At 61.2% G+C, this 15,138-nt stretch carries 17 protein-coding genes; 6 read left to right on the top strand and 11 right to left on the bottom strand.

Translation table 11 applies throughout. The annotated features are described in order from the left end of the window. Positions 1-44: 44 nt before the first annotated feature. The 10 genes from ACI5GA_RS02550 to ACI5GA_RS02505 form a co-directional block, all read right to left on the bottom strand. Entirely contained in the window at positions 45-1,040 is a 996-nt protein-coding gene (locus ACI5GA_RS02550; protein ID WP_404632248.1) for a GlxA family transcriptional regulator, read from the bottom strand. A 90-nt stretch (positions 1,041-1,130) separates the two neighbouring features. After that, the gene (locus ACI5GA_RS02545; RefSeq protein WP_421421529.1) at positions 1,131-1,862 is read right to left on the bottom strand and encodes a CbtA family protein; all 732 of its coding nucleotides are present in this window, start codon (positions 1,860-1,862) and stop codon (positions 1,131-1,133) included. 116 nt (positions 1,863-1,978) lie between these two features. Beyond that, positions 1,979-2,158, bottom strand: a complete 180-nt coding sequence (locus ACI5GA_RS02540) for a CbtB domain-containing protein (protein WP_404632244.1) — start codon at positions 2,156-2,158, stop codon at positions 1,979-1,981. Continuing rightward, positions 2,155-2,517, bottom strand: coding sequence for a nitrile hydratase accessory protein (locus ACI5GA_RS02535; protein WP_404632242.1), 363 nt, complete (start codon positions 2,515-2,517; stop codon positions 2,155-2,157). The genes ACI5GA_RS02540 and ACI5GA_RS02535 overlap by 4 nt, the downstream gene beginning before the upstream one ends. A 10-nt stretch (positions 2,518-2,527) precedes the next feature. Beyond that, positions 2,528-3,151, bottom strand: a complete 624-nt coding sequence (gene nthA / locus ACI5GA_RS02530) for a nitrile hydratase subunit alpha (RefSeq protein ID WP_404632240.1) — start codon at positions 3,149-3,151, stop codon at positions 2,528-2,530. A gap of 29 nt (positions 3,152-3,180) precedes the next feature. Next, entirely contained in the window at positions 3,181-3,924 is a 744-nt protein-coding gene (gene nthB, locus ACI5GA_RS02525; RefSeq protein WP_404632238.1) for a nitrile hydratase subunit beta, read from the bottom strand. A 26-nt stretch (positions 3,925-3,950) separates the two neighbouring features. After that, positions 3,951-4,454 (bottom strand): DUF1097 domain-containing protein, encoded by a 504-nt coding sequence (locus ACI5GA_RS02520; protein WP_404632236.1) that lies wholly within the window; start codon positions 4,452-4,454, stop codon positions 3,951-3,953. Positions 4,455-4,505: 51 nt separating this feature from the next. Then, positions 4,506-5,480 carry a CobW family GTP-binding protein gene (locus ACI5GA_RS02515; protein ID WP_421421525.1) on the bottom strand — a complete coding sequence of 325 codons (975 nt, stop codon included), beginning with the start codon at positions 5,478-5,480 and terminating at the stop codon, positions 4,506-4,508. 330 nt (positions 5,481-5,810) lie between these two features. Further along, positions 5,811-6,809 (bottom strand): inositol 2-dehydrogenase, encoded by a 999-nt coding sequence (gene iolG, locus ACI5GA_RS02510; RefSeq protein ID WP_404632232.1) that lies wholly within the window; start codon positions 6,807-6,809, stop codon positions 5,811-5,813. Between the two features lie 59 nt (positions 6,810-6,868). Further along, positions 6,869-7,894 carry a LacI family DNA-binding transcriptional regulator gene (locus tag ACI5GA_RS02505; RefSeq protein ID WP_421421523.1) on the bottom strand — a complete coding sequence of 342 codons (1,026 nt, stop codon included), beginning with the start codon at positions 7,892-7,894 and terminating at the stop codon, positions 6,869-6,871. A 196-nt stretch (positions 7,895-8,090) separates the two neighbouring features. On the opposite strand from ACI5GA_RS02505, the gene ACI5GA_RS02500 reads away from it, so the two are divergent. Both ACI5GA_RS02500 and ACI5GA_RS02495 read left to right on the top strand, forming a co-directional pair. Beyond that, the gene (locus ACI5GA_RS02500) at positions 8,091-8,939 is read left to right on the top strand and encodes an SDR family oxidoreductase (protein WP_404632228.1); all 849 of its coding nucleotides are present in this window, start codon (positions 8,091-8,093) and stop codon (positions 8,937-8,939) included. Beyond that, positions 8,936-10,087, top strand: a complete 1,152-nt coding sequence (locus ACI5GA_RS02495; RefSeq protein WP_421421521.1) for a phytanoyl-CoA dioxygenase family protein — start codon at positions 8,936-8,938, stop codon at positions 10,085-10,087. Before ACI5GA_RS02500 ends, ACI5GA_RS02495 begins: the two co-directional genes overlap by 4 nt. 178 nt (positions 10,088-10,265) lie before the next feature. Here the strand turns inward: ACI5GA_RS02495 and ACI5GA_RS02490 are convergent, their stop codons facing one another. Further along, positions 10,266-11,309 (bottom strand): LacI family DNA-binding transcriptional regulator, encoded by a 1,044-nt coding sequence (locus tag ACI5GA_RS02490; protein ID WP_421421519.1) that lies wholly within the window; start codon positions 11,307-11,309, stop codon positions 10,266-10,268. A gap of 182 nt (positions 11,310-11,491) precedes the next feature. Here ACI5GA_RS02490 and ACI5GA_RS02485 point away from each other — a divergent pair, with 182 nt between their 5' ends. The 4 genes from ACI5GA_RS02485 to ACI5GA_RS02470 are packed head-to-tail and all read left to right on the top strand — an operon-like array spanning position 11,492 to position 15,039. Then, positions 11,492-12,589 (top strand): fatty acid desaturase family protein, encoded by a 1,098-nt coding sequence (locus ACI5GA_RS02485; RefSeq protein WP_421421517.1) that lies wholly within the window; start codon positions 11,492-11,494, stop codon positions 12,587-12,589. 35 nt (positions 12,590-12,624) lie between these two features. Next, positions 12,625-12,957, top strand: coding sequence for a MocE family 2Fe-2S type ferredoxin (locus ACI5GA_RS02480; RefSeq protein ID WP_404632220.1), 333 nt, complete (start codon positions 12,625-12,627; stop codon positions 12,955-12,957). Then, positions 12,954-14,198, top strand: a complete 1,245-nt coding sequence (locus tag ACI5GA_RS02475) for an NAD(P)/FAD-dependent oxidoreductase (RefSeq protein ID WP_421421515.1) — start codon at positions 12,954-12,956, stop codon at positions 14,196-14,198. Before ACI5GA_RS02480 ends, ACI5GA_RS02475 begins: the two co-directional genes overlap by 4 nt. Then, a complete protein-coding gene (locus ACI5GA_RS02470; protein WP_421421513.1) occupies positions 14,191-15,039 on the top strand; it encodes a sugar phosphate isomerase/epimerase family protein in 849 nt (282 codons plus the stop codon). Before ACI5GA_RS02475 ends, ACI5GA_RS02470 begins: the two co-directional genes overlap by 8 nt. Positions 15,040-15,138 lie beyond the last annotated feature (99 nt).

Raw genomic sequence — 15,138 nt, 5'->3', positions numbered from 1 at the left:
GGATGACACGCCGCATTCGCCACCAAGGCGGCTCCCACAACACATCACAGCGAATGGAAGGTTTTGACGGGCACGGAATCTGACCGAAACCGCTGCCGATATTCCAGCGGGCTGATGGCCAGCCGTTTGACGAACACCCGGCGCAGGCTGTCGGCGCTGTCGAAGCCGCAGCGGTGGGCGATTTCCTTGATCGATTGCTCGGTGGTTTCCAGATAGCGGCGCACGGCGTCGATGCGCGCGTCGGCGAGGAAGGCCATGGGCGGGGTGCCGGTTTCCTTGGCGAACAGCCGCGACAGGTTGCGCGGGCTCATGTGCACGCGCTCGGCCAGTGAGGCGAGGCTGTGGTCGATGTGCAGGTGGGCGAGCATGTAATCCTGAATCGCCTCGACCTGCGAATCGACGCCGCCCTGTACGTCCAGCAGCGGGCTGAACTGCGATTGCCCTCCGGCACGGCGCAGGTACACCACCAAATACTTGGCGACGTCGATGGCCATGCGCTTGCCGAAGTCTTCCTCGATCATCAGCAGCGACAGGTCGATCCCCGCCGTGACCCCCGCCGTGGTGTAGATCGTGCCGTCCTTGACGTGAATGTGATCGGGGTCGACTTGAGCGGAGGGGAACAGCTCGCTCAGGTGCGCGGCGTCCATCCAGTGGGTGGTCACCGACTTGCGCTCGATCAGCCCCGCTGCGCCAAAGGCGAACACCCCGTTGCAGATCGCCGCCAAACGTCGGCAGCGTTTTTCCTGAACCTTGAGCCAGTCACACAGGGTTGAGTCGGCATAGACATCGAATATGCCCAGTCCGCCAGGCACGATGATGGTGTCGAAGTGGGGGCAGGGGTCGAAAATCGTGCGATCGGGGATCACCGTCAGCCCGCTGGACGACAGCAACGGGCTGCGTGTGGTGCCCACGGTGAGCATTTCGTACTCGCACTCGCCGTTGCTCAGGACCTTGACCTGAGCGAAGGCGTCCTTGGGACCGGCGATGTCCAGCAGTTGAAAGCCGGGGAACAGCACCATGCCCACGCTGATTTTGCGCATAGGGTTTCCTTGTTCGAGTGTCTTCAGCGGGACGCGATGATTGTGGGAGCCGCCTTGAAGCGATATTCAGACTGACATGCAATTCCCGGGCTATCTCACCGACACCAACGCGCTCATGTCCTGCGCAACCGGCGTCTGCCGCTTGAACCACCACGCACTGACCCCACCCAGCGCCATCCAGAACACACCATTGACCAGCAGCGACGCCAGACGGAACTGCGCCTGCACGTCATCCGGCGCCAGCGCGTGGTGCTCGGGCGGTTGCGGTGCGCCGTAAAGATGCGGTGCGGCGATCAGCACCACCGCCAGCACACGCCAGACCCAGTGCCGACCGAACACGATCAGCGCCAGTCCGACGGCAGTGGCCAACGCCGTCGCGCCCCACCAATCCTGGCGCAAGGTCAATTCGGCGGCCTCGGTGCCGGGCAGTTCCGGCGGCAAACCCGCCGACGGCGCCAGACAGAACGTCGCATAACCGGCCAACCCCCACAGCACGCCGTGCCAGGCGTTGGCCGGGGTGCGCAGGTTGTACAGACCGCTGAGCAACAGGGCAAAACCGATGGCCACGACCAGATCGCCGCCAAAAGTCGACAGCGTGCGCTGCCAGCCCTCTTCAGGCGACCAGGCTTCGGCGCTGTGCTCGTGTTCATGAGCTGCGGTGCTGTGTGCGTGAGCATGCACCTGTTCATGGGCGGATCCAGCGTTTTCATACACTTCGGCCTGCAGAATCAACGGGGTGATCCACAGGCTTTGCAGCAGGGTCAGCAACAGCGCCGCCAGGGCACCGGTGTAACAGGCGGTGGTGAGGATGCGTTTGAACATGTTCGGGTGCTCCGCAAAAGATTGGGGGTAACGCTTGCGTAGTTGGCCGATTTACCGACAGCACCGATCATCAATCCGTCACCGCCGGCAAGCCGTGCTGCTAAAGGGGGATCGCGTTAGTGACAGGGAAAACCCGAACTGTGACGGGTGTCATGGGCGGCGTTATGAACCAGTTCCAGATGCGAGAAACCGGCGAAATACACCAGCGACAGGCCCATCAGGATCGAGCCGACGGTCACTCGCAGGCGATGACTGCGGGTGCCGATGGTGGTTTGTGTCAGTACGGAGCTGCTCATGAGGCGATCCTCGATTCAGTGTGGTCGGTTTTGAGTGCGTTCAAACGGGTGTTCAGTTCGTCGGTGTCCAGCAGCGAATGCTCCTGCAAGACCTGGATCAGCGCCTCCAGGTAGCGCTCGTAGTAATCCCATGGCGGCTGGTTGTCACAGGGCAATTGCTCCCAGGTCGAGATCGAGCCGATCAGCTTCTGACGAAAAGCCTCCCACTCGAAATGGCCGGCTTTGGACAGGGCCAGCGCCAGGCCATACAGGCTGCGCTGCCAGTCCTGGGTGAAATGCAGTCGCCCCTGCGAGCGTGGCGGCGAGTCCTTGTGGCCGAGCATGCTGTTGGCGGCGAATTCTTCGAAGCGGGTAAACATGGCGTGCTCCTCAGGCGGCAGGCAGTTCAACCAATGCCACGCCCATCATCGATTCCGGGGTGACCAGCTCGGCCAGTTGCGCCTCGCTCAAATGTTCCGAATTCGCCGGGCGTTCAGGCACCACGAACCAACGGATCTGCGCGCTGCTGTCCCACACCTCGACCTTCGTTTCATCGCTGATGGGCACACCGAATTCGCGCAGCACGGCACGGGGCTCACGCACGCCACGGGCGCGGAACACCGGGTCTTTGTACCAATAGGGCGGCAGGCCAAGGATCGGCCACGGGTAGCAAGAGCACAGGGTGCAGATGATCAGGTTGTGCACGTCCGGGGTGTTGGCCACCGCCAGCATGTGCTCGCCCTCGGCGCCGTCCATGCCCTGGGCCAGATTCAGTTCGGCGATGGCCTTGGGCGTGTCGGCCAGCAGGCGTGCCTTGTAGGCCGGATCGACCCAGGCCCGGGCGACGATTTTCGCGCCGTTGAAGGGACCGGCCACGGTCTCGAAATGCGCCAGTACGGTGTCGACCGAATCGCTGCCGATTACGCCTTTTTCGATCAGCAGGGCTTCCAGCGCCCGGACCTTGGCCGCACTTTCGGCCTCGCGTTGTTGTTCATAGTCGAAGAGTTGGCTCATGAAACGGCTCCGTTGTCGCAAAAAAGGGTTCAGCGCAGTGGCTGCACATAGGCTTCGAACAGGTCGGCGTAGATCGTGGTGTTGGGTTCGCTTTTTTCCGCGCCCCAGATGTCGGCGGCGTCGAAGGCCACGCGGTACACCGGCATCGGCTCACCGATCCCGTCCAGCCCGGTGTTGACGAAGTAGGCGAACGCACCCGGATAGACCTCGACGATGTTCCCCGGCTTGTTGCGCAGGTAGCCCGGCAGGCGCGTGTGGTCCACGGCCACGGGGTCGGCGACGATCACCGAATCGCCTTCGGTGAACAGCGGCGCGGCGTCATAGGGGCGAAGGCCCGAGTCGCCTTGCTCCAGGTAACGCACGATCTGCTCGCGAATCGGGGCGCTGGGTTTGTCCGGCAGGGGGGCGTCAGGCCGTTTGCGGTAGTGCTCGGCGCGCGCCTTGAGTTCGTCGCCACTGATGTAGCCCTCATTGATGAAAAACGCCGAGATGCCACCCAGCCATTTCTCGTAGTAGCGGAACTTGAAGTATTCGAACGGCTGCATGCCCTCGGCACCGGTACGCAGCGACGCCCAGGTCCAGTCGCTCTTGAATGCGGTCGGCAGGCTGTCCATGGGGTACTTGGGCAGCGCGTCGGCCAGGTGTGCGCTTTCGGCCATCATCGTGGTGTGAATGCCGAAAATGCGCTTTTCCCATGGCTGCACGAACACTTGTTTCTCGAAGTCCACAGGCCCCAGGTTTTCGAGGCCACCAAGGTAGTGTTGTAGTTTCATCAAGCGCTCCAGTTTGAAGAGGTGAGTCAGGCCAGTTGTGTGCGCGGTTTGCGGGTCAACGCGTCACCCAGGCGTTCGGAGACATAACCGAACACTGCCCCGGTGATCAGCGCAGCCGCTGCGATCAGCGCCGGGTTTTCCAGACCAGGTGTAGTCATCGGTTTCCCGCCCACTGCGGTGGTGCCAACAGTGGAGGCAAAGCCCCAGACGATGGCGGGCAGAATGCTCAGCAGCGGCACTTTCGAGGCCTGCACCATCAGCGCACTGCCTGCGCCAACCAGCAGGGCAATGAAGAACGGCGCCTCACTGACTGTGGCGATGCCCAGCAACACCAGTGAGCTGATCACCAGCCCTGTGAGGTTCGACGCCACGCTGCGCACGAACCCGGCGCTGCCGCCGCCGACGATGAAGAACGAGGCCCAGGCGATGAACGTGACCCAGACCGGAACTGGCCACACGGTGGCGGTCAGGTAGGTGTCCAGCACGGCGAGCAAGCCGATGCTGACGGTGTAGGCTTCTTGCTTTTTCATGAGGTCATTTCCTGTTGTGGATGAAGAGCGGAGGTAAGGCAGAACAATGGTTCAAGCCGCGTGCAGGCAGTCGAGAAAGCCCTGGCGCAGTTGTTCGCTGTCCAGATCGCGACCGATGAACACGAAGCGGTTGTCACGGGCTTCGTGATCCTCCCAGCGGCGGCCGGGCATGGCCTCCAACAGCATGTGCACGCTGTGGAAGTGGAAGCGCCGGGCCTCGCTGGTGAAATTCAGCAGGCCCTTCATGCGCATCAGGCGCTGGCCCTGATCGTTGACCAACTGGTTGATCCAGCGGTTGAAGCGATCCGGGTCGAGGGCGCCAGAAGTGACCACCGAGCAGGACGAAATCGAGGTGTCGTGTTCGTGGTCATGGCCTTCGTCGTCAAGGATGTCCGGCTCGATCATCAGCAGGTTGGGCAAGGAGAAGCGTTTGGTGCCCAGCAAGGCATCCACAGCGACATGGGAGTGGTTGGTCGCAATGATCTGCGCGGTCTGGTTGAGCTGGCGCACCTGACGGCTGACCTCTGCCAGCGTCTGGGGATTGACCAGCGCGGTTTTGTTGAGAATCAACGTGTCGGCGAACGCGATTTGTTCGCGGACGATTTCATCGCTCAACTGATCGCCGACATGCACCGCATCCAGCACAGTGACCACCGACTCCAGCTCGACCCGCGTGCGCAGGTCCGGGTCGGCGAGAAAGGTCTGCAGCACCGGCGCCGGGTCGGCCAGCCCCGAGGTCTCGACGATCAGGCGGTCCAGACGGTGGCCGGCCAGGTCGAGCATCTGTTTGACGCTGGCCACCAGATCGGCGCGGACGGTGCAGCAGACGCAGCCATTGTTGATCTCGATCAGTGCTTCCTGTTCGGCGACGATCAACTGGCCGTCGATGCCCACCTCGCCGAATTCGTTGACCACCACGCCGATGCGCTCGGTTGCGTTGTGCGTGAGCAGTTGATTAACCAGCGTGGTCTTGCCTGCGCCGAGAAACCCGGAAATGACCGTGACTGGAATTTTGCCGTTTGCCATGAGTTCGCACCCTGTCGCTGTTGGGGGGGCGCTGCCGGATCGAGCAGCTTTCACGGCAGGAAGTGCGATTTTCAGTCCGCTTTGCGGCGCCTGTCCGGGGTGGACAGGCTGTTGTCACGATTGGTCAGGTTCTGTGGCGCGAAAGGTATGAACGGTTAAAAAAGGACAGAAAGCGGGCGGGGATGGCGTGTTTTGCTGGAAGGGTCTGAACGCGCAATTGCACTGTTTTGAAGCGTCAGGCCATTAACGCGATCCCACAGCGGGGCTGCGTTGATGATCGTTCCCACGCGGAGCGTGGGAACGATCACTGGGGGCTGCGTTGATCGTTGATCAGATTTCGACTTTCACCGCACGCCCGGTCTTGATCGATTCCAGCGCGCAGTTGGCCAGATGCAGCGCCTTCAACCCATCGCGGGCGTTGGTCGGCAGCGGCTCGTTGGCGCGCACCGCATCGATGAACTGGTTCAGTTCATTGCGATAGGAGTCGGCGTAACGCTCCAGGAAGAAGTTCTCCAGCGGCTCGCGCACTTCGGTCTGAGTCGCGCTGTAGGTGCGCACGGTGCTCGGGCGGTGGTTGTCGTTGAGCACCATGCCTTTGGAACCGAACACCTCCAGACGCTGATCGTAGCCATACACCGCTTCGCGGCAGCAGTTGATGTGGCACTGTTTGCCAGAGGCGGTGCGCAGCAGAACCATCACGCTGTCATAGTCGTCGATCTGCGCCAACGCCGGGTCCACCAGACGGCTGGCGATGGCCATCACTTCCACCGGCTCCTCACCCAGCAGGGTGCGCGCGGTGTCGAAATCATGGATGGTCATGTCGCGGAAAATGCCGCCGGAATGTTTGAGGTATTCCACGGGGGCCAGGCCCGGATCGCGACTGGTGATCACCACCTGACGCACTTCGCCGATGTCACCTTGGGCGATGGCCTTGCGCATCTGCAGGGTGTCGGGGTCGAAGCGGCGGTTGAAGCCGAGCATCACTTTGCCGTTCTGACGCTCGATGTCTTCGACCGCCTTGGCCGCCTTGGCGAAGTCCAGGTCGATGGGCTTCTCGCACAGCACTGGCTTGCCCAGTTTGACCGCACGCAGCATCAGGTCGATGTGGGTATCGGTCGGGGTGCCGATGACGATGGCGTCAACGTCGTCGCGGGCAATGGCTTCAGCGCAGTCGTACGCCGCTGCGCAACCCAGCTTTGCCGCCAGCTTGTCGACGCCTTCGCGCCAAGGGTCGGCAATCACCGACAGTTGTACGTTGGGATTGGCCGCGACGTTGGCAGCGTGGATGTTGGCGATGCGGCCTGCGCCGAGGACAGCGATGCGTAGCATGGGTGGATCTCCGTGGATTGTTGTTGTCTGGGATGATCAGGGTCGCGGTGCAGCGAAACTCAGTGAGCCAGGTTGAACGGCGTGACGATCTGCACCGGGGATGCAGGGATCGGGTCGGCCTTCCATAAACGGTGAAATTGCAGGATCTGGGTGAACGCATGCCGGGCGTCCATTTGCAGGTTGTGATCGATGATCACGGTGATTTTTTCTTCGGCCAGCAATTGGCGATTTTCCTGATCCAGATCGTGGCCGATGAACACGGTCAGCGGGCGCTCCAGCGCCGCGAAGGCATCGACGATCGCCCGGTTGCCGCCACCAACGCTGTAGACGGCCTTGATCGACGGGTTGTCCTTCAAGGCCTGAGTGACCCGCTCCAGCGTGGGCTGGTACACGCCAAAGCCGCCGCTGATATCGACCACCCGCAAATGCGGCGCACGGCTGCGCAGCCAGGTGCGAAAGCCCATCTCGCGTTCCTCTTCTCCACGAAACAGCTCGCTGCTGATCACCACCGCGACGTCTTGCACGGCATTGTCCAGCCAGCGCGACATCAGGTAGGCCGCCGTTTGCCCGGCGGTGCGGTTGTCCATGCCGATGTAACCGATGCGCTCGCTTTGCGGCAGGTCCGAGACCAGCGTCACCACCGGAATGCCCGCCGCGGTGACCTGATTCACCGCCTCGTTGATCTGCGGCTCGTCGGCGGCCTTGAGGATCAGCCCCTGGCTGCCTTTGCTGACGCAACGCAGGATCAGGTCGTGCATCTGCTGGGTGTCGATTTCCTGATACAGATGAAAGCGTGGAAAGATGCGAAACGGCGCCAGATTGCCCAGTTGCGCGTGAATGGCTTCCTGCACCGCGTCGCTGAAGCGCTTGGGGGTGTGCAGGATGATGTCGATGTGAATGGTGCGGCCCACCGCAGGTCCGGATTTTTCCTGGGCTTCAAGCTCCGCGAGGGCCTGCTGGATGCGGCGGTTGGTCTGGTAATGAACGCTGCCGCGTTCGTGCAGGACGCGGTCGACCGTGGCTTTGCTGACGCCTGCCTGAGCGGCGATCTGCTTGATGGAAAAACGTCTGGCGCGGTCGAGCATGGAATCCCCTGAGCCTTTTTTGAGGTCTTGTTGAGGTCGATTCGGGTCTGACAACTCTGAGCGCAATGCTAGTCTCAGTTCTATTCGTTGTACAGATGGAATTTAAATTCTATTAAGAATTCTGGATTCCCCGCTTCAATCAGCCAAGCGGCGACGAATCACCCGCAGCCAAAAACAACAACAGCAGGAGACAGGCATGTCAGTTCCAGACCTTTGCACTTCGTTTACCGGTCGTTATTTCATCGTCACGGGCAGCACACAGGGGCTCGGCGCTGCGGTGGCGCGCACCCTGGCGCTGCGCGGCGCCGCCGGTTTGATCATCTGTGGCCGCAGCCGCGACAAGGGCGAGCAGCAGGCACGGCAACTGGCCGAGCTGGACTGCCAGGCGTATTTCGTCGAAGCCGACATGGAGAGCGTCGACGACTGCCGTCGGGTCGTCGCCGAAGCCAAGACCCGCTTTGGCACCGTCCACGGCTTGGTCAACTGCGCCGGGATGTCCGATCGCGGCACGATTCTCGACACCTCGCCGGAACTGTTCGACCGCCTCTTTGCGGTGAACGTCAAGGCGCCGTTTTTTCTGATGCAAGAAAGCATCAAGCTGATGATCGCCAACAATGTTCAAGGCTCGATTGTCAGCATCCTCAGTGTCACCGGCCATGGCGGCCAGTCGTTTCTCTCGGCCTATGCCGCCTCCAAGGGGGCGCTCGCGGTGCTGACCAAGAACGTGGCATTCAGCGCCATGCGCAACCGCATTCGGGTCAACGGCCTGAACATCGGCTGGATGGACACGCCTCATGAAGACCAGATCCAGCGCCAGTACCATGGCGCTCAGGACGGCTGGCTGCAGCGGGCCGAAGCCGAAGCGCCTTTCGGTCGGTTGCTCAAGCCTGAAGAAGTGGCCAACAGCGTGGCGTACCTGTTGTCCGACCAGTCCGGGCTGACCACGGGCGCGATCATCGACATGGAGCAGGGCATCATCGGTTGCGGCGACGGCTCGGCACCGCGTCCTGATGCGCCGCTGACGCTTGACGGGCTTGCGTCATGAGCCTGTTTGCCAGCCGTGCCGATATTGATGTCGAGGCGTTTGCTGCGCTGTGCGAGCAGTCGGTGAAGGCGAGGGATTACCCCACGGCGCAGGAGGTGGTCAGCCGGGTGGTGATCTATCAGGCCGATGCGTTGCGCCGTGCCGCGCAGCAGAACCGAACGGCACTGATGAGCGAGCTGCATGGCCTGTTTCTCGATGGTCCGGGCGTCATGGTGGTGCGTCATGCGTACCCCGATGCGGACGTGGTCGACCGCCACAGCGAAGTGTTTCGCCAGATCATCGCAGAGGAGGCTGCCAGTGTGGTGCGGGCGGATCACTTCGCCAAGGCGGGGGCCAACCAGCGGATCTGGAATTCGTTGCAAAAGGCCGTCGAACATTCGCCGGATTCGTTCATCGAGTATTACGCCAACCCGTTCATTGGGTTGATCGCCGAGGCCTGGCTGGGGCCGCATTTTCAGGCCACGGCGCAGGTCAACGTGGTGACGCCGGGCGGTCAGGCGCAGCAGCCCCATCGCGATTATCACTTGGGGTTTCAGACCGATGAGGTGGTGGCGCGTTTTCCGTTGCCCATGCACCGTTTGTCCCAGCACCTGACGTTGCAAGGGGCCGTGGCGCACACCGACATGCCACTGGAAACCGGCCCGACCTTGCTGTTGCCGTTTTCCCAGCAGTACGACTTGGGCTATCTGGCGTGGCGCGATCCGGCGTTTATCGATTACTTCGCCGGGCATGCCGTGCAGTTGCCGCTGAACAAGGGCGACTTGCTGTTCTTCAATCCGGCGCTGTTTCACGCGGCAGGTACCAATCGCACGGCAGACCAGTTCCGCATGGCCAACCTGTTGCAGATTTCCTCGGCATTCGGCAAACCGATGGAAACCGTCAACCGGGAAAAGATGGTGCTGGCGCTGTACCCGTCGCTGCTCAAGCGCGTGCAGGAGGATGAGCTGGATGAGGAGGGCATGCACTCGGTGATCGCGATGAGCGCGGAGGGGTATTCGTTTCCGACCAATCTGGACACCGATCCGCCGCTGCACGGCATGGCGCCGCAGACCGGGCAACAGTTGTTGGAACAGGCGTTGCGCGAGCGCTGGGGCGTGGCGCGATTTGGCGAGGCGGTGGAGCAGATGCGTTACAAGCGGTTGGCGTGAAGGGTGTGCACCGTTGTCACGTTGTTCGCATGTGTGGGAGCCGCCTTGGTGGCGAATGCGTCGGGTCAGCAGCATCAATGTTGACCGACAGATCGCTTTCGCCAGCAAGCCGGCTCCCACAGGTCTAGGTTACGCACCACACCCCTGTTTGATCGGTGATCGAGTGTCGCAAAGTGGGTCAGATATTCTCGGGCGTCACGATCTGCAACGGCACCAGCACCCGGTGGCGTTGCGGGTCGATGGCCTCGGCTTTCGGCAGTTGCACCATCACGTCAATCAGTTCCTTGGCGATCAAGCGCGGTTGCGAATCTATCACCAGCGTCACCAGGCCCTTGCGCATGGCTTGGCGCGATTCCACCGTAGGCTCTTGCAGGATGACGCACAGCTCGTCGCGCCGGGGTGAGGAGGCCAACGCACTAATGATGCCTTCGACACCGCCGCCTGCCACATAGATGCCGCGCAAGTCGGGGTGACGGGCCAGCAGATCCAGCGTGGCCTCTTCGGTAATCGCTCCATTGTCCAACGTGATAATCGGCGGCAACACACGAAAGTGCGGGGCTTTTTCGGCAAAAAAACTGCGCACGCCTGCTTCTCGTTGCTCATGGCCTAGAAAACGATGCCCGCCGAGCATCACCGCCACACTGCCGCCCTCTTTGGGCGCGCCATGGGCGATCAGCCAGGCCGCCGTACGGCCCACTTCACGGTTGTCCGTGCCGACGTAGGCGCTAGGCGACAGGGTCGGCAACTCGGTCAACAGCGACACCACGTGCACCCCGCGCTGACGGACCTGCTCGATGGCCTCGATGATCAACGGGTGCTCGAAACTCACCAAGGCAAGGCAATCGCAGCGTTCAGCCAGACGATGAACCTGCCCGACGATGGCCTGGGGCGAGCGATCGTGAATCAACTCGACATGGCAGACGATATTGGCCGCCCGCGCATCCCGAGCCGACTCAACAATAGCGTCGCTCAGGGTTTTGTAAAACGTCTGCGAAGTGCCCAGCAGCAGGATGCCGAAGTGGTAAGCGGGTTTCTTTTCATTGATGCGTTGCGAGATCAGGCGGGCAGCGAAATAACCCACGGCTTCGGCGGCTTCATGGACCTTTTCGGCAGTGTCGGGATTGACCGGCGCCCGGGCGTTGAGCACGCGATCGACAGTGGCGACACTCAGGTTGGCGTACTGCGCAACCGTGGCAATGGTGGGGCGTTTTGTATTATTCATTCGTTTATGCGTAGCACTTGGAAAAGTGTCGCTTGATAGAAAACTATCAAGCACAAACAAGGCCCGATGATAGCTTGAGAGAGAATACTTTCAAGCGCTTGTGGCGCCCCGGACGATCCCTATAGTTTGAGTCAGCACGATCAATCACCGATGCGCCTTTTATCATCCGGAGAACAATAACAATGTCCCAGATACCGTTTGATCCTGAACGCGGAAAAGATTACAGCCTGACCGGCGAACAAGCCCGCCGTGCCGAAGAAGCCGGTCTGGTGTCGGCCACCTGGTATCAATGCCCGGTGCCGCGCAAACGCATGAAAGAGTTGATGCAACGCAGCGATGGCCGCGCCTTGCGTGACACGGCGATCTGGCTGGGCGCCATGGTCGTGACCGGCATCGGTGGTTACCTGTTCTGGGGCGGTTGGGCCTGCGTGCCGTTCTTTCTGGTCTATGGCCTGTTGTATGGCACCGCCGCTAACTCGCGCTGGCATGAAGCCGGTCACGGCACGGCGTTCAAGACCCGCTGGATGAATGACGTGGTCTATCAGATCGCCTGTTTCATGGTGATGTACGAGCCGCAAGTGTGGCGCTGGAGCCATGCCCGCCATCACACCGACACCATCATCGTCGGTCGTGACCCAGAAATCGTCGAACCGCGTCCGCCGCGCCTGAACATGATCTTCCTCAAAGTGTTCTCGCTGCCTCACGTCTACAACGCGTTCAAGTCCTTGTTTCTGCATGCCTCGGGGCAGATGAGCGAAGAAGAAAAAGTCTTCGTGCCTGCAACCGAGTTCTCCAAGGTCTATCGCACGGCGCGGATCTGGCTGGCACTACACGGATTGGTGATTGCCTCGGCGCTGTACTTCAACTCCTGGCTGCCGCTGATGTATGTGCTGTTGCCGACGATGTACGGTGGCTGGCTGAGTTATGTGTTTGGTCTGACTCAGCATGTGGGGTTGGCCGAAGATGAACTGGACCACCGCAAAAACTGCCGCACGATTTACATGAATCCTGTCTTCCGTTTCTTTTATTCGGACATGAACTACCACCTGGAACACCACATGTTTCCGATGGTGCCTTACCACGCACTCGCCAAACTTCATGAAGAAATAAAAGACGACTGTCCACCGCCCTACAACAGCCTTCTCGATGCCTACCGGGAAATCATTCCGACGCTGCTCAAACAGCGCAAGGACCCCACGTATTACGTGCAGCGCCCGATTCGCGAACGTGCCCCGGACGTTACCGAAACCCCTGAGCGTCAGGAATCGGCCTTCAACTGAATCTTCTCCATCTACAAGAACAAGAGAGCACTGCCATGAGCAATCAATGGGTAGAGGTTTGCCACGTCGACGATATTGATGAAGAGGACGTGATTCGCTTCGATCATCAGCAGAAAACCTACGCGGTGTATCGCTCGCAGAACAGCGAGTTCTTCGCCACCGACGGCTTGTGCACCCACGAAAAGATTCACCTGGCTGATGGGCTGGTCATGGACTTCGTCATCGAATGCCCCAAGCACAACGGGCGTTTCGATTACCGTAATGGCAAGGCGCTGAACGCACCGGCCTGCATCAATCTGAAAACCTATCCGGTGAAAGTCGAGTCCGGCAAAGTGCTGCTGGACTTGCTAGGGCAGGGTGATGCATGAGCCAGCCTGAGACTCTGGTCATCGTCGGTGCCGGACAGGCCGGGGGTCGCGCGGCGCTGACCTTGTGTGAAGCCGGTTTCACCGGCCGCATTGTGTTGATTGGCGATGAGGCGCACTTGCCTTACGAGCGGCCGCCGCTGTCCAAGGCGCTGCTCAAGGGCGAGACGGATCTGGCCGCGTGCAGCCTGTTCAGCGAAGCGAGTTTCATCGCCTCCGGCATCGAGCACTTCAAGTGTGTGCGGGTGAGCGCCATCGATCCCGCTGCCCACACGCTGAGGCTGAGCGATGGCTCATCACTGGGTTACAGCAAATTGCTGCTGGCCATGGGCGGCGCATCGCGAACACTGGATCTGCAAGGCCGCGGCTTCAACAACGTGCGTTACCTGCGTACCGCCGATGACGCGGTGACGCTCGAAAAAAAGCTGACCCCCGGTACTCGACTGGTCGTCGTCGGCGGCGGTTTCATCGGGTTGGAAGTGGCCTCCAGCGCCCGGGAGCGGGGGTGCGAAGTGACGGTGCTGGAGGCCGGATCGCGACTGGCCGCCCGAGCGCTGCCCGAGCGGTTGTCCGAGGCGCTGTTGACGCTGCATCGGCGCAAGGGCGTGACGATTCATCTGGGCGCGCAAATCGCCCGTTTGAACGGGACAGACCGAGTGCAATCTGTGGCGTTGGCCAGCGGCGAGTGTGTGCCGTGCGACGTGCTGCTGGTGGGCATCGGCATGCAGCCCAATGTCGAACTGGCCCGTGAGGCGGGGCTTTCGACCGGCAGCGGGATCAAGGTCGACGCGTACCTGCGCACCAGCGCGCCCGATGTCTACGCGGCAGGGGATGTCTGCGAATTTCCTCGAGGCGACGGTCAGCTTCATCGTCAGGAAACCTGGCGCAACGCCGAAGCCCAGGGGCGTCTGGCGGCGTTGAACATGCTCGGTCAATCCGAGCCGTTCAACAGCGTGCCGGGCTTCTGGTCCGACCATTATGAATTTGGCTTGCAGACCGTCGGTGTGCTCGCAGCGGATGCGCGAATCATCGAACGGGAAGGCGCTGAAGACGGTTTCCTCCTTTTATACATGGATGCGCACTCGAAGTTGGTGGGCGCCAGCGGTTGGGGCGTCGGCAACAGCGTGGCCAAGGACATCAAACTGTGCGAGCGCCTGATCGAAAGTCAGGTGTCGCTGCCCGTCGAGCAATTGGCCGATGCCAGCGTGTCGTTGAAAGGCTTGTTGCGAGGTGCCCATGCCTGATTTCAATCGTGAATTCGTAGTGTTCCAGTCGATGTGGGCCATGCAGAACGAGCAGGGGGCCTTGCCGTCGCCGCTGGAGGCGCAGTTGACGAAGATCGCCGAAGCGCGTTTCGATGGCGTCAGCGATCATTTTTATGAGCCGGTGGCAGCGCCGGAATTGTGGCGCCTGGCCAGCGCGCTGGGTTTGCAGATCGAGGGGCAACTGTTCCCCAAGACCGTCGATGACCTGCAACCGGCGCTGGACATCGCCAGTCAGTACGGCTGCCACCACCTGACGATTCAGGCCGATGTGCGACCCCGTACGTTGAAGGAGGCTGTGACCCTGATCGAAGGCTGGCAACGTCTGGCCGAGCAGGTGGACTTCCCGGTGCTCATCGAAACCCACCGCTATCGCATCACCAACGACCTGCATTTTACCCTTGATCTGCTCAAGGCCGTGCCGGACATGAAACTGCTGGCGGACTTGTCGCATTACGTGGTCGGGCGCGAGATGCCGGCCGTCCCGGGTGCCGATGATCAGCAGCAGATCGAAACCATACTGCGCCACAGTTGGGGCTTTCATGGGCGGGTGGCCAGTTGCGAGCAGGTGCAGGTGCCGATCAGCTTCGAGCAGCATCGGCCCTGGGTCGAGCTGTTCAGTCGCTGGTGGACACTGGGGATCGAGGACTGGCTGCGACGTGATCGCGTGCACGGCAGCTTGTCGTTTACTTGCGAGTTGGGGCCACCGCCTTACGCGATCACTGACCGGTTCGGGCGCGACATCACGGACCGTTGGGAAGAGTCGTTGTTGATGAAGACGCTGATCAAAGGGATTTGGGAGCGAGTGTCATCAACGCCATAGCGTGGCGAAACCCAATCCACTACGGCGTTGGCTTCTGCTCTTCATTCACGAGGGCCAGGCATCGCCGAATGCCACTGGGGTAGCACCAGCAAGACTGAT

It is taken from the genome of Pseudomonas sp. Pseu.R1 (assembly GCF_045764065.1).
GTDB lineage: Bacteria > Pseudomonadota > Gammaproteobacteria > Pseudomonadales > Pseudomonadaceae > Aquipseudomonas.
Note: the sequence above shows the minus strand (reverse complement) of the source record. Positions and strands in the feature narration are given on the sequence as shown.